We start from the raw sequence: 14,993 nt of genomic DNA, 5'->3' as shown, positions 1-14,993 counted from the left end.
CCGATCAGCTCGACTCGACGAAGAGGAGAAACACCGTGACCCGAAAGACCATCGCGCCCGCCCGAGGCGCGTTCCGCAGACGCTGTGCGGGGGTGATCTCCAGCGCCCTCGGCTTCGCCCTCGTCGTCAGCGGCGTGGGGGTCTCCGCGGCGAGCGCCGCCGAACCCGCCTCGCTCGTGGCGTCCTACGACTTCTCCGAGACCGGCGGCACCGTCGTGCGCGACGCCTCGGGCGCCGGCCGCGACGCCGCGGTCGTGGGGGGAGCCGCCTGGCGCGGCGGCTCGATGCAGTTCACCGGCGCGAACCACGTGAAACTGCCCGACAACCTGCTCGCCGGGCAGAGCGCGGCCACCGTCATCATCGAGACCAGTCCGACCGCCCTGTCAGGCGCGAAGTTCCTCTGGAACATCGGCGGATCCGGCAACAACGCCACCGGACAGTTCTTCATCCAGCCCGTCGCGCCGCGTCTGGCGATCTCGAAGACGAACTGGGCCGGCGAACAGAGCGTCACCTCGTCGACGAAGCTCGCCGAGGGGCGTTGGCAGTCGGTCGCCGCAACCATCGAGAAGAACCCCGGCGCCACCACCTCGACGCTGAAGCTCTACATCGACGGGGCACTCGTCGCGCAGAAGGCCGACTCGGCCACCGCGCTCAGCGATCTCGCGACACACACGATGAACTACATCGGCAAAAGCGCGTACAACGAGGACTCGCTGTACCAGGGCGGCGTCTCGTCGTTCCGCGTGTACAACGCGGCCCTGTCGGCGACCGACATCGCGACGGCGTCGGCGACGGATGCCACCGCCACGGCGTCGGAGGTCGTGGCATCCATCGACCTGGCCGGCGCGAACGCGCAGAGCCTCTCGTCCGTCGAGACCGACCTCGTCCTGCCGTCGGCCGGCGGCGTGACCTGGACCTCGTCGCCCTCGGGCGTCGTCGCCGCCGACGGCAAGGTCACCCGACCGGCCTCGTCGACCTCGGTGACCCTCACCGCCACGGCGACGGTCCGAGGCAAGACCGCCACCCGCGCCTTCACCGTCACCGTGCTGCCCGCAGCCACCCCCGCCGAGCAGGCAGCGAAGGTGGCCGCGACCCTGCTGCTGCCGTCGGTGCTCGAGAAGGGCTACGTTCTGCCGACGACCGCGCAGGGCCTGCCGGTGGCGTGGTCGCACGTCTCGGGTGCCGGCTCCGTCGCGAACGGCACCATCGCCACCGCCCCCGCCACCGGTCTCGCCGCCGCCACCCTCAAGGCCGTCGTGGGCACCGGCGCCGACGCGGTGACCACCGAGATCCCGGTGCGCATCGCCGAGGCCGGCGCCTCGCGGCTGGCGACGTACACGACGTCGAAGAACACCCGCGGGGGAGACGACCCCGAGGTGACGCGCAGCGCCCACCTCGCGCTCAGCGGCGACGGCACCGCCTACACCCCGCTGAACAGCGGTGCGGGCGTGGTGTTCCCCCGGGTCACCGGTATGACCGAGCAGACCAACGGCACCACCCGTTACCTCGGCTCGCCCTACGTGTTCCGCCTGGAGGGCGACCAGGGGTACGGCCTCATCGCCCGGCGCACCAACGCCGCGGGTGCCGCCGACACCGACGGTGCGCTCGTGTTCACCTCCCCCGACCTGGTCACCTGGTCGGAGCGCAGCTACCTGCCTCTGCCCGGGCAGGGGCAGACCGGCGCCGTGTCGGCCGAGTGGGACGCCCGCGCGAGCGCGTATCGCGTCGTATGGACGAGCCCCGCCGGCTCCGCCCTCACCGGCACGACCACCGCGTTCGAGTCGGTCACCGCGCAGGGCGCCGGGCAGCAGCCCAGCGGCCGATCGGCGAGCATCGGCGTCGCGTACGCCGAGAACGCGACGGCCATCCCGGTGACCGCGGCCGAGGCCGAGGCGGCATCCGATCGACTCGGCCGCGTGCGCAACACGGGACTGCAGGCTCCGAAGCCGATCGGCGTGACCGCCGGCGACACGCTGTCGCTGCCAGAGAAGGTCACCGCCGACTACTCCGATGGCGGCACGCACGACTTCCGCGTGGCATGGGACACCTCGCAGGTCGACACGACCACGCCCGGCACCTACACGGCCACCGGAACGCTGCAGCGCACCGACACGACCTTCCCGCTCATCGCCAACCGCGCCGACCCGCACGTGCTGCGCTACACGCTGCCCGACGGCAAGAAGACGTGGCTGTACATCGCCACCGACGACGCCGGCCAGGACGAATTCTTCATCCGTCAGGCCGACACGATCGCGGGGATCTCGAGCGCCCCCGACAACCGCATCCTCGGTTTCGGCCTCTCGGGCAACAGCGTCAACGCCCAGCTCTGGGCACCCGAGTTGCACGTCGTCGACGGCGACCTGTACATCCTGTTCGCCGCCAACGCCGAGAGCAGCAACTGGTGGGCCGGTGTGCAGTCGTACACGATGCGGCTGAAGCCGGGAGGCAACCCGCTCGTGCGCGCCGACTGGGAGGCCCCGCAGCGCGTCGTCGATCAGGCCGGTCAGCCGCTCACCACGTACGGTCAGGGCATCACGCTGGACATGACGCACTTCGAGGACAACGGCACCGACTACGTGATGTGGTCGGAGCGCGTGGTCGCGCCCTCGACAGGACCCGCCGTGCTGAAGATCGCGAAGGTCACCCCCAAGGCGTCCGGTTCGTGGCAGCTGGCGAGCCCGCGCTCGACGGTCGCCTTCCCCGACCGCGGCTGGTCGAACAACACCACCCCGGTGGTCGAGGGACCCTTCGTCATCCAGCGCGACGGCAAGGTCATGATCACGTTCTCGGGCTCGGGCGTCGACTGGACCTACGCGGTGGGCCTTCTGACCGCCGAGTCGGGTGCCGACCTGCTCGACCCCGCCGTCTGGAACGTGCGCAACAGCTCCATCTGGAGCTACGAGGGCGCGTTCGCGAACAACTGGGGTCCGGGCCACAACTCGTACACCTACGACGATGACGGCAATCTGCTCAACGTCTTCCACGCCAAGGCGACGCAGAACGGCAGCCGGGACTCCGGCATCCGGATGGTCTACTTCCGTCAGGACGACACCCCCATCCTGGACATGACGGATGCCGAGTGGCTCGCCGCGGGCAACCGCACGGTCACCACGACGGTCACGGTGACGAGCCCGGAGGAGCCCGCCGTGGAGGTCGTCGCCGGCAGCCGTTGCGTCGCGGGCAAGGTGACCCTCTTCGCGACGCTGAAGAACACCGGCACCGTGACGGCGGACGCCCGCGTGACCTCGCCGTTCGGCTCCGCCGAGGCGAACGGCATCGCGGCGGGGAAGTCGAAGTCGGTGACCTTCGCCACCCGGTCGGCCGGCCTCGCCGCCGGATCGCTCACGGCGACGGTGTCGACCGAGGTGAACGGAACGCGGGTGCAGGACACGGTGACAGCCGACTACGCCGCGCGCAGCTGCGGCTGAGCAGCGTTGGACACGAGGGTGCGTCCGGCCGTGGGCCGGGCGCACCCTTCGTCGTCCGGGTCGACCATCGCAGGGCCTCGGAATGGTCGTCTATCGCGGACGGGCGTTGCGTTCGCGGGATGATTCCGCGCGTCCACGCATCCGTGCTTGACACCAAACGGCGCCGGTTCTACCGTGAATCCACCGGGTGTTTCCGGTAACAACACAGCCCCTCGACCGCCCCGCGGTCACCCGAAGACCGCGAAGACGCGTGTCCCGGCGCTCCCGACGTCGCCGTCCCGGGCCCGGATGCGCCTCGCGTCGCCCAGAGAGCAAGGACGCCCGCCCATGCGCACCCGCACACGTTCACCCCTGTGGAGGAAGGGCCTGGCCGTCTCGGCCGCGATGGCCGTCTCCCTGACCGGATTGGGCGCGACCGCGACGGCCGCCCAGGCCGCCGACGGTCCACAGCCGCTCATCCACTACTCCTTCGACGGCGCCAACGGCACCACCGTCGCCGACAGCAGCGGCAACAACTACAACGCCACCATCCGCCAGAACGGCGGCTCCGTCACCGGCGGCGCCCTGTCGCTGCCCGGTGGTTCGGCCGGCACCGCGGCCTACCTCGACATCCCCACCGCGGGCCTCGTCGGCAAGAAGGACCTCACCATCTCGACGTGGCTCTCGCCGCGCTCGGGCAACGGCAACGTCGCGGCCGCCTTCATCGGCGCCCCCGTCGCCTCCGGCGCCTCGTTCTCCTCGGGCTACTGGCTGCTCAACCCCGCCAACCCCAACGGCTACGTCAAGTCGGTCGTCACCAACACGGTGAACGCGGGAGCCCCGTGGGGCACCGAGGTCGGCCCCGGCGCGACCAACGCGGCATCCACCGGCGCCCGCACCCCCGCCGGACTCAGCCTCTACACGACCGTGATCAGCGGCACCACCGGCCAGTTGAGCGTTTACGTCAACGGCACGCGCATCGCGCAGAACGCCATCGGTCGCGACGTCGCCTCGTTCGGCCAGAACCTCGTCTCGTACCTCGGACGCTCCACCTACCCCGACGCCGGCTGGAACGGTCTCGTCGACGACTACGCCGTCTACGCCTCGGCCCTCAGCGAGAACGACGTCAAGGCCCTCTACGGCGCACAGGCACTCGACCGCGCGGTCGCCGGTGTGAGCGTCCCGGCGACGGCCACGGCGAACTTCACCGTTCCGACGACCAGCGCCGGCGCCTCGGTCACGTGGGCGTCCGACAACGCGGCGATCGCCGTCAACGGCACCACCGCCACCGTGGTCCGCCCGACCGCCGGTGCGGGCGACGCGTCGGTCACCCTGACGGCGACCTTCACCGTCGGCACCGACACCCGCACCCAGACCTATCGCGTGACCGTGCCGCAGCAGCTCTCCGACGCCGAGAAGGTGTCGCGCGACCTCGCCGCGGTCTCGATCCGCAACCTCGACAACGTCCGCGGCAACTTCTCGGTGCCGACCACCGGCGCCGAGGGCTCGAGCATCTCCTGGTCGATCGCCGCCGCCGGAGCGGCCAACGCCGAACTGCGCGCGGGCGTCCGCGACGACTCCCGCACGGTCGAGGTCAAGCGTCCGGCCGCGGGCTCCCCCGCCGTCGACGTGCAGCTCACCGCCACCGCCACCAACGGCGGCGCGACGTCGAGCCGGAGCTTCACCGCCCGCATCCAGCCGATGCCGGGTGGATCGCAGGAGACCGAGGCGTACTTCTGGACCTTCTTCACCGGCGAGGGTGACGGCGCCGAGCGCGTCAGCATCGCCGCGTCGAAGGGCAACGACGCGCTGACCTGGAACACCCTGAACCAGGGCAAGCCCATCTTCAGCTCCACCGTCGGCACCGAGGGTCTGCGCGACCCGTTCATCATCCGCGCGCCCCACGGCGACAAGTTCTATATGATCGCCACCGACCTCAAGGTCGCGGGCCTGGCCGGCGGCTTCACCACCGCGCAGATCTCCGGCTCGAAGTACATCGAGGTGTGGGAGTCCGACGACATGGTGACGTGGTCGGAGCAGCGTCACGTGAAGGTGTCGTCCGACTTCGCCGGCAACACCTGGGCGCCCGAGGCGTACTGGGATGAAGAGCTCGACACGTTCGTGGTCTTCTGGGCATCGAACCTGTACCCGACCACCAACGTGGCCGACCGCACCGGTGTCACATACAACCGCATGATGTACGCCACCACCGACGACTTCGTCACCTTCTCCGACGCGAAGGTGTGGAGCGACGTGCGTCGCGGCAACGGTCTCGGCCTGATCGACTCGACCGTGGCGAAGAAGGACGGCGTCTACCACCGCTTCACCAAGGACGAGGCGAGCATGACGATCCGCCACGAGAAGTCCACCGACCTGCTGGCCACGATCTCGGGCACGCTGCCGGGCACGACGGGACCCGCGAACCAGTGGACCCTCGTCGAGGAGCGCGTCGCCAGCGGCCTGCCCAACGGCGAGCCGGGCGGCACGTACTCCAGCGGTGAGGGCGCGAACATCTTCGCGGCCAACGAGGGCGACGTGAACAACCTCGACTGGTTCCTCTTCATCGACCAGCCGAACTACCACGGTGGCCCCAACCACTACGTGCCGTTCGGCACGAACGACCTCGACCGCGCCGGCAGCTGGCAGGCGCTCGGCAGCAAGCTCCGTCAGGGCCTGCCGCAGAACGCCGACGGCGGCAAGCCGCGTCACGGCACCGTCATCCCCGTCACGCGCGCCGAGTACCAGAAGGTGCTCGAGGCGTACGCGCCGAACATCGCGGTGAAGACCGTGGATGCCATCGACGTCGCCACCGACGCCGGCACGGCTCCCGTGCTGCCCCAGGCGCGCCTGACCAAGGCCGACGGTTCGGTGCAGACGGTCGACGTGAAGTGGGACGCCGTGGATGCCGCCGCGTACGCCGCCGCGGGCACCTTCACGGTGTCGGGTGTCGCACAGGACGACTCGCGCATGCCGGTCGAGGCCACCGTCACCGTCCGCCCGCTCGTGAAGGTGCAGTTCTCGGCCGAGGCGCGCTGCGTCGCCGGCAAGGTGCAGCTCGTTCTCAAGGCCGTGAACAACGGTGACGCGGCGGCCACGCTTGCCATGTCGTCGACCTACGGTTCGAAGAACGCGACGGTCGCCGCGGGCGCCACCACCTCGGCCGTCTTCGCCACCCGCTCCGCGTCGGTCACCGCCGGCGAGGCGACGGCGAACGTGACCCAGGGATCGGCGACGGGGACGGTCACGGCCGCCTACCCCGCGAAGTCCTGCAGCTGACCCCCCGCACCGTCCACCCCTGGTGAGACGGTGAAGGCCCCGGTGGATTCCCCCTCCACCGGGGCCTTTGTCGTTCTCGGCGCGAGTCGCCGGCTTCCCTCCCTCGCGGGCGCTCGGCACAGCGCGGCCACGAGGCGCCGCGAGACGGCATCCGTCCGGAGGAAAGGCCGCACCCTGCAACCGACGGGTTGGGGAGAAGCAGCCTCACCGCGCCACGCCCCCACCGCACTCGGTTTCCACCTCATCCGGGTTCGGGGCGCGTTCCGCCGTTCGGGGCGTGTTCCGCCGTTCGGGGCGTGTTCCGCCGTTCGGGGCGTGTTCCGCCGTCCGGGGCGTGTTCCGCCGTCCGGGGCGCGCTCCGCCGTCCGGGGCGCGTTCCGCCGTTCGGGGCGCGTTCCGCCGTTTGGGGCGCGTTCCGCCGTTTGGGGCGCGTTCCGCCCGTTCGGGGCGCGCGACACCCGCCCCGAAGCGCGAATCCCGCCCCGAAGCCCCCGAACCGCCGGCCGAGCCGCCACGCATGCCCCGGAAACAGAAGTGCCCCGGACTCTCCGATGGCCCACCGCCACCTCGAGTCCGGGGCACTGTCCGTGCGCCGGCGAACCGGCACGCGGCACACGCTCCGGGTGACCGGAACGCGCGAGTGCCGCATCGTCCCGGGGCGATGCGGCGCCCGGGACGATGGGTCTTACAGGCCCTGGGCCAGGCGGTAGTACGCCTGGTTCCAGCGCAGCTCGCTCTGGAAACCGCGGACCGTGGTGTCCTCGTCGATGACGACGAGCTCGGTCTTGGCGATCTCGGCGAAGTCGCGGAACACCTCGATGCCCACGGCCGTCGTCATGACGGTGTGGTGGGCGGCTCCGGCGGCGAGCCAGCAGGCGGCCGAGGTCGCGAAATCGGGCGCGGGCTTCCACACCGCGCGGCCCACGGGCAGCTTCGGCAGGTCGGGCGCGTCGACGTTCTCGACGACGTTCGCGGTCAGGCGGAAACGGTCGCGCATGTCGCTCATCGCCACGACCAGCGCGGGGCCGGGGTCGGCGGTGAAGACCAGGCGCACCGGGTCGTCCTTGCCGCCGATACCCAGCGCGTGGATCTCGAGACGCGGCTTCTTCGACGTCAGCGACGGCGAGACCTCGAGCATGTGGGCGCCGAGGATGCGCTCGGCACCGGGCACGAGGTCGTAGGTGTAGTCCTCCATCAGCGAGGCACCGCCGGGCAGACCCGCGCCCATCACGTTGGCGACGCGCACGAGGATCGCGGTCTTCCAGTCGCCCTCGGCGCCGAAGCCGTAGCCCTCGGCCATGAGGCGCTGCACCGCGAGACCGGGCAGCTGCTTCAGCGCACCGAGGTCTTCGAACGACGTGGTGAAGGCGCCGAAGCCGCCCTCCTCCAGGAACGAGCGCAGGCCCAGCTCGATCGCCGCACCGTCGCGCAGCGACTGATGGCGTGCGCCGCCCGGAAGCAGCTCGGAGACCACGTCGTAGGTGTCGACGTACTCCTGCACGAGCGCGTCGATGTCGGCATCCGATGCCTTCTCGACGGCCTCGACGAGCTCGTTGACGCCCCACGTGTTGACCTGCACGCCGAAGCGCAGCTCGGCCTCGGTCTTGTCGCCCTCGGTGACGGCGACGAAGCGCATGTTGTCGCCGAAGCGGGCGAGCTTGAGGGTGCGGGCGGCGGTCCAGCCGGCGGCGGCGCGCTCCCAGTCCTCGATCTGCTGACGCACGGCCGGGTTCGACACGTGGCCGACGACGGTCTTGCGCGAGATGCCCAGGCGCGTCTGGATGTAGCCGAACTCGCGGTCGCCGTGGGCGGCCTGGTTCAGGTTCATGAAGTCGAAGTCGATGTCGTTCCACGGCAGTTCGACGTTGGCCTGGGTGTGCAGGTGCAGCAGCGGCTTCTGCAGCGCGTCGAGACCCGAGATCCACATCTTCGCGGGGCTGAAGGTGTGCATCCAGGCGATCACGCCGATGACGTCGTCGCGGCCGTTGATCTCGAGCGCCATGCGCCGGATGCTGTCGGAGTCCTTCAGCACGGGCTTCCAGACGACCTTCACCGGCAAGCCGTTCAGGCCCTCGACGACGGTCTGCGACTGCTCGGCGACCTGCTTGAGCGTCTCTTCGCCGTAGAGGTTCTGGCTGCCGGTGACGAACCAGACCTCGTAGCCGTCGAGATCGTTCCGGAGAGTGGTGCGGGTCATGCGGGATTTCCTTCTTGTGGTGGGAGTGGCGACGGCCGAGGTCAGGACGTCGCCGCGATCGCGGCGTGCTCGATGGCGAGCCCCGCGCGGTATCGGGTGAGGTACGCGGCGAACCCGGGGACGTCCTCGGGATCGGGGTCGATCGAGACGAAGGGCGTCTGCGCGAAGACACGGTCGGTGAGGTAGGTGTCGATCGGGTCGCCCGCGGTGTCCGCGGCGAACGCGGCGAGCACCGCGATCCCCCACGCCCCGCCCTCGGACGCGGTCGCCGCGACCGCGACCGGCGCGTCCAGCGCACCGGCCAGGAAGCGCTGCGCGATGCCGGCGGTGCGGAAGACTCCGCCGTGCGCGTACATGCGGTCGAGCTCCACACCCTCGGCGGCGAGCACGCGCATGCCCAGGGCGAGCGTGCCGAACACGCCGTAGAGCTGCGCGCGCATGAAGTTCGCCAGCGTCAAGCGACTGTCGGGCGTACGGACGAAGAGCGGCCGCCCCTCCGGGAGACCCGCGATGGGTTCACCCGCCAGGTGGTTGTAGGCGAGCAGGCCGCCGGCATCGGGTGCGCCGTCCAGCGACTCCACGAAGAGCGCCTCGAACACCTCGTCGGGGTCGAGCGTGCCGCCGGCGATGGCCGCGAAGCGTTCGAACAGTCCCACCCAGGCGGCGAGCTCGCTCGCACCGTTGTTGCAGTGCACCATCGCGACGAGGTCGCCGGCGGGGGTCGTGACGAGATCGAGCTCGTCGTGCGCGCGGCGGAGAGGCCCCTCGAGCACGACCATGGCGAAGATGCTCGTCCCGGCACTGACGTTGCCGGTACGGGGGGCGACCGAGTTCGTCGCGACCATCCCGGTGCCGGCGTCACCTTCGGGCGGGCAGAAGAGCACGCCCGGACGCAGTGCGCCGGTCGGGTCGAGCAGCGCCGCGCCCTCGGTCGTCAGCTCTCCGGCGGCCTCGCCGGCGACGAGCACGTCGGGCAGCAGGGAACGGAGGCGCAGGCCCGGGGCCCGCTCCGCCACGAGGCGGTCGAACTTCGCCGCCATGACGGCGTCGTAGTCGTGGGTGGCGACGTCGATGGGGAACATGCCGGAGGCGTCGCCGATGCCGAGCACCCGGCGTCCGGTCAGCTTCTCGTGGACGTACCCGGCGAGCGTGGTGAAGGACGCCACGTCGGGGATATGGTCCTCCTCATCGAGCACCGCCTGGTACAGGTGCGCGATCGACCAGCGCAGCGGGATGTTCGTGCCCAGCAGCTCCGACAGCACGCCGGCGGCCCGCTCGGTGGAGGTGTTCCGCCAGGTGCGGAACGGCACCAGCAACTCCCCCTCCGCGTCGAACGCGAGATAGCCGTGCATCATGGCCGACACGCCCGCGGCAGCGAGTGTCTCGATCGCGACGCCGTGTCGACGCTGCACGTCGTCGACGAGCGCCGCGTAGGCGGTCTGCACACCGGTCCAGACGTCGTTCAGCGAGTAGGTCCAGTTGCCGTCGCGGTAGCGGTTCTCCCAGGCGTGCGAGCCGGTGGCCAGCACGCGGGTGGGCTCGTCGGCATCCACGAGGCAGGCCTTGATACGCGTCGAACCGAGTTCGATGCCCAGCACGGCGCGGCCGGAGGCGATGACCTCGGCGGGCGAGGTGGTGACGGCGCTCACCGACGCGCGTCCGTGTTCTGGCCGTAGACGTTCTGGTAGCGGTCGTAGAGCGCGTCGATGTGCTCCTGCGGGATCGGGATCAGCGGTCCCGCCTCACGGGCGATGTGCACGGTGCGCGCGACGTCCTCGAGCATGACGGCCGCCTTGACGGCGTCCTTCGCGTTCGAGCCGATCGTGAACGGACCGTGGTTCTGCATGATGACGCCGCGCGAGCGGTGACCGCGCAGGGTCTCCACGATGCCCCGACCGATGGAGTCGTCGCCGATGATGGCGAACGGCCCGAGCGGGATGGGCCCGCCGAACTCGTCGGCCATGGCCGTGATCACGCAGGGGATCTCTTCGCCGCGGGCCGCCCACGCGACCCCGTAGGTGGAGTGCGTGTGCACGACGCCGCCGACCTCGGGCATGTGGCGGTAGACGTAGGCGTGGGCCGCCGTGTCGCTCGAGGGGCTGCGCTCGCTGCCCGGCGTACCGGGGATCGTGTTGCCGTCGAGGTCGCACAGGATCATGTTCTCGGGCGCCAGGTCGTCGTACGAGACGCCCGACGGCTTGATGACGAACAGATCGGCCCCGGGCACGCGGCCCGAGACGTTCCCACCGGTCCACACGATGAGGTTGTAGCGCACCAGTTCGGCGTGCAGCCGGGCGACGTCCTCGCGGACGCGGTCGATGGCTTCCTGGACGTCGGGGGTGATGTCAGCAGGGGACGCTGCCACGGGGTTCTCCTTGAGGGGGTGCGGGTCGACGACGGTGCTCATTTTCGGCGCCGCGCGGTCAGCACGCGCTGCAGCAGGACGAACGCGAGCAGGATACCGCCGGTGATGATGGTCAAGTACTCGGGGCGGATGCCGCCGTCCTTGGTGATGATCATGGCCAGGGCTGCGAGCACGAGCGAGCCGACGACCGACCCGAGGACGTACCCGGCGCCACCGGTCAGGAGCGTTCCGCCGATGACGACGGCGGCGATGGCATCCAGTTCCCATCCGATACCGGTGACGTTCTGCGCCTTGCCGCCCACCTCTGCCGTGTACACGACGGCCGCGAGGCCGGCGAGGGCACCGCTGAGCACGTAGATGAGCACGCGGGTGCGGGCGACGGGGAGACCCATCAGCTGCGCCGAGTTCTCGGCCCCGCCGATGCCGTACACCGTGCGGCCGGTGCGGGTGCGGTGGAGCAGCATGAAGGCCGCGGCGACGACGAGCACGGCGATGAAGAAGCCGGGCGTGAGCACGAGGTCGTTCGTCTTCGGGCCGTCGTACAGCTTCCAGTCGGTGGCGAGCACCAGGATCGGGGAGTTGTCGGGCGCCTGCACCGGCACGGTCGAGAGGATGGATGCCAGACCTCGGGCGAGGAACATCATCGCCAGCGTGGCGATGAAGGGTTGCACGTTGAAGTACTGGATGAGCACGCCCGAGACCAGGCCGAACAGCGCTCCGAACACGATCATCAGGATGACGGCGACCCAGCCGTTGACGCCGTTGTTCATCAGCATCACGCCCGACACCGAGGTGAAGGCGACGACGGCGCCGACCGAGAGGTCGATGCCTCCCGACAGGATGACGATGGTCATGCCGACGGCGAGGATGATCGTGGGCGCGAAGCTGACCAGCAGGCTCGACATGGTGCCGGCGTGGAACACGCGGCCGTACGCGAACTCGGCGTACACGAGCATCGCGACGAGGAGCACGACGGCGGCCAGCGTCGGGACGGCGGACTGGCTGCGACCCCACATGCGGGAGATCGCCAGGCCCCGCACCGGGACCTCGGTGCCGTGCGAGGGCGACGGGGGTGAGACGGTCGTGCTCATGCGACGACCTCCTTACGGGTACGGCGGCGTCCGGCCTGGAGGACGAAGGTCCTCACCCGCTCGGACTGCAGCAGGACGAGCAGCACGATGACGATGGCCTTGAAGGCCGGGGTCGCCGCGGCGGAGACCCCGAGGAAGAGAACGGTCTTGTTCAGGGTCGCGATCAGCAGCGCCCCGATGGTCGACCCGAGGATGGAGAACTTGCCTCCGGCGAGCGAGGTGCCGCCGATGACGACGGCGAGGATCGCGTCGAGCTCCATCTGGTAGCCGGTGCCCGAGACGTCGACCGTCATGACCTCCGACACCGTGAACAGACCACCGCCGGCGGCGAGGATGCCCGAGAGCACGTAGACGGTGATGAGGATCGGACGGGGGCGGATGCCGGCGAGGCGGCTCGCGTCGGGGTTCACGCCGATCGACTCGATCATGAGGCCCAGGGCGGTGCGGCGCATGATCACCGTGACGACCACGACGATGACGATCGCGGTGACGAAGCTGATGGGGAGACCGAGCACCTGACCGTTGGAGATCTGCTGGAACGGCTGGTTCTGCGAGTTGGTGTTCTGACCGCCCGTGATCACGCGGGCGATACCGCGGGCGGCGAGCATCATCACCAGGGTGCTGATGAAGGGCTGGAGGCCGACGACCGAGACGAGCAGGCCGTTGACCAGGCCGAGGACGGCGCCGAGCAGGAGCGCGAGGCCGATCGCCATGAACATGGCGCCGAAGGAGCTCGCCTCGTTGAGCGAACGCAGGAGCTCCATCGCGGCGGCACCGCCGACGGCCATGATCGATCCGACCGAGAGGTCGATGCCCTTGGTGGCGATGACGAAGGTCATGCCGAGGGCGATCATGATGATCGGCGCCGACACCCGCAGGATGTCGAGGAGGTTGCCCGAGAGCTGCCCGGTGGTCGGGTTGATGCCGACGGAGAGGTAGGTCGGGTCCTTGATGACGTTCAGCGACAGCAGCAGGACGATGCCGATGATGCCCCAGAACCAGGGGGTGCGCAGGAGCGACTTGAAAACGGACATCAGCGGGTCTCTCCTTCGGCGAGGGCCTCGGTCTGGGCTTCCGCCTCTTCTTCGGTCTCGGCCGCGATGATCGACACGACGCGCTCGGCGGTGACGTCGGGGCCGTTGACGATCTCGCCGACCTTCTCGTGGTCCTTCATGATCACGATGCGCTCGGACAGGCGCACGACCTCTTCGAGCTCGGACGAGATGAAGACGACGCTCATCCCCGCCTCGGCGAGCTCCGCGACGGTCTCCTGGATGTCGGCCTTGGCGCCGACGTCGATGCCGCGGGTCGGCTCGTCGAGCAGCAGCAGCTCGGGGTCGGTCGCCAGCCAGCGGCCGAGCAGGACCTTCTGCTGGTTGCCGCCGGAGAGCAGGCGGATCGGGCGCTCGGGGTCGTTCGGCCGGACGCTGAAGCGCTCCATGTAGGTCGAGACCAGCTGGTCCACCTCTTTGGCGGGGATGCGGCGCAGCCATCCGCGCTTGGCCTGCAGCGCGAGCATGATGTTCTCGCGGATGCTCAGGTCGCCGATGATGCCGTCGTCGCGACGGTTCTCGGTCGAGTAGGCGATGTGGTTGCCCAGGCCCGAGACCGGGGAGGTGACGTTGACCTTCTTGCCCTTGAGGCGCACGGTGCCCGCGTCGGCGCGGTCGGCGCCGGCGATCAGGCGGGCGAGCTCGGTGCGACCCGAGCCGAGGAGACCGGCGAACCCGACCACCTCGCCCTTGTGGATCTCGATGTCGGTGGGGGCGAGCGCTCCCGCGCGGGCGATGCCCTCGGCGGCGTAGACGGGGGTCGCGTTGCGATCGCGGGCGTCGACCTGACGGTTGGAGCCCAGGGCGCGCAGCGCCTCGATGTCCTTGCCGATCATCTTCGAGATGAGCTGGGTGCGGTCGAGGTCGCGGGTCAGGTACTCGCCCACGAAGCCGCCGTTGCGCAGCACGGTGATGCGATCGCTGATCGCGTACACCTGATCGAGGAAGTGCGAGACGAAGAGGATGGCCACACCCTGGTCGCGCAGGCGACGCATGACGGTGAAGAGCACCTCGACCTCGGCGGCGTCGAGGCTCGAGGTCGGTTCGTCGAGGATGAGCACCTTCGAGTCGGTGACCATGGCGCGGCTGATGGCGACGAGTTGCTGCAGCGCGATCGAGATGGACGACAGCGGGGCACGGGGGTCGAGGTGGCCGAGCCCCATGCCGGTCAACGCCTCTTTGGCGCGGGCGTGCGTGGCGCGCCAGTTGATGCCGAACGGACCGCGCACTTCGTGGCCCAGCATGACGTTCTCGCCGATGGTGAGGTTCGTGCAGAGGTTGACCTCTTGGTACACGGTCGAGATACCGGCCGCCTGCGCCGAAGCGGTGCCGGTCAGGCGTCGCTCCTCGCCGAAGATGAGGATCGATCCGGAGTCGATCTGGTAGACGCCGGTGAGCGCCTTGATGAGGGTGGACTTGCCCGCGCCGTTCTCGCCCATGAGGGTGTGGACTTCTCCCGGCAGGAGTCGGAAGTTCACTTCGTCGAGGGCTTTGACGCCGGGGAACGTGATCGATGCGCCGCGGACTTCGACGATCGGTAGGGATTCTGTCATCGCTGACGAACTTCCTCGCTGGTACGGAGCGGGTGGGGAATGCGGAGTGGGG

The 14,993-nt window shown here is 69.9% G+C and carries 8 protein-coding genes; 2 read left to right on the top strand and 6 right to left on the bottom strand.

Annotated elements, in window-relative coordinates:
• Positions 1 to 35: 35 nt before the first annotated feature.
• Together QRO03_RS07280 and QRO03_RS07275 are read left to right on the top strand one after the other, a co-directional pair.
• Positions 36 to 3,428, top strand: a complete 3,393-nt coding sequence (locus QRO03_RS07280) for a family 43 glycosylhydrolase (protein WP_285136851.1) — start codon at positions 36 to 38, stop codon at positions 3,426 to 3,428.
• A 327-nt stretch (positions 3,429 to 3,755) separates the two neighbouring features.
• Positions 3,756 to 6,683: an immunoglobulin-like domain-containing protein gene (locus QRO03_RS07275; RefSeq protein ID WP_285136850.1), complete on the top strand. Its 2,928-nt coding sequence runs from the start codon at positions 3,756 to 3,758 to the stop codon at positions 6,681 to 6,683.
• Between the two features lie 685 nt (positions 6,684 to 7,368).
• On the opposite strand, the gene araA is transcribed toward QRO03_RS07275, so the two are convergent.
• From araA to QRO03_RS07245, 6 genes are read right to left on the bottom strand one after another with little or no spacing between them, the layout of a single operon-like run.
• Entirely contained in the window at positions 7,369 to 8,880 is a 1,512-nt protein-coding gene (araA, locus tag QRO03_RS07270; RefSeq protein WP_285136849.1) for an L-arabinose isomerase, read from the bottom strand.
• A gap of 41 nt (positions 8,881 to 8,921) precedes the next feature.
• Positions 8,922 to 10,529, bottom strand: a complete 1,608-nt coding sequence (locus QRO03_RS07265; RefSeq protein ID WP_285136848.1) for a xylulokinase — start codon at positions 10,527 to 10,529, stop codon at positions 8,922 to 8,924.
• Positions 10,526 to 11,287 carry an L-ribulose-5-phosphate 4-epimerase gene (locus QRO03_RS07260; protein WP_285136847.1) on the bottom strand — a complete coding sequence of 254 codons (762 nt, stop codon included), beginning with the start codon at positions 11,285 to 11,287 and terminating at the stop codon, positions 10,526 to 10,528. The genes QRO03_RS07265 and QRO03_RS07260 overlap by 4 nt, the downstream gene beginning before the upstream one ends.
• A complete protein-coding gene (locus tag QRO03_RS07255; protein WP_285136846.1) occupies positions 11,284 to 12,336 on the bottom strand; it encodes an ABC transporter permease in 1,053 nt (350 codons plus the stop codon). Before QRO03_RS07255 ends, QRO03_RS07260 begins: the two co-directional genes overlap by 4 nt.
• Positions 12,333 to 13,370, bottom strand: coding sequence for an ABC transporter permease (locus QRO03_RS07250; RefSeq protein ID WP_285136845.1), 1,038 nt, complete (start codon positions 13,368 to 13,370; stop codon positions 12,333 to 12,335). Before QRO03_RS07250 ends, QRO03_RS07255 begins: the two co-directional genes overlap by 4 nt.
• Positions 13,370 to 14,941 (bottom strand): sugar ABC transporter ATP-binding protein, encoded by a 1,572-nt coding sequence (locus tag QRO03_RS07245; protein WP_285136844.1) that lies wholly within the window; start codon positions 14,939 to 14,941, stop codon positions 13,370 to 13,372. The genes QRO03_RS07250 and QRO03_RS07245 overlap by 1 nt, the downstream gene beginning before the upstream one ends.
• Between the last annotated feature and the right edge of the window lie 52 nt (positions 14,942 to 14,993).

It is taken from the genome of Microbacterium sp. lyk4-40-TSB-66 (assembly GCF_030209475.1).
Classification (GTDB): Bacteria; Actinomycetota; Actinomycetes; order Actinomycetales; family Microbacteriaceae; genus Microbacterium.
This window is presented reverse-complemented; position numbering and strand designations above follow the sequence as displayed.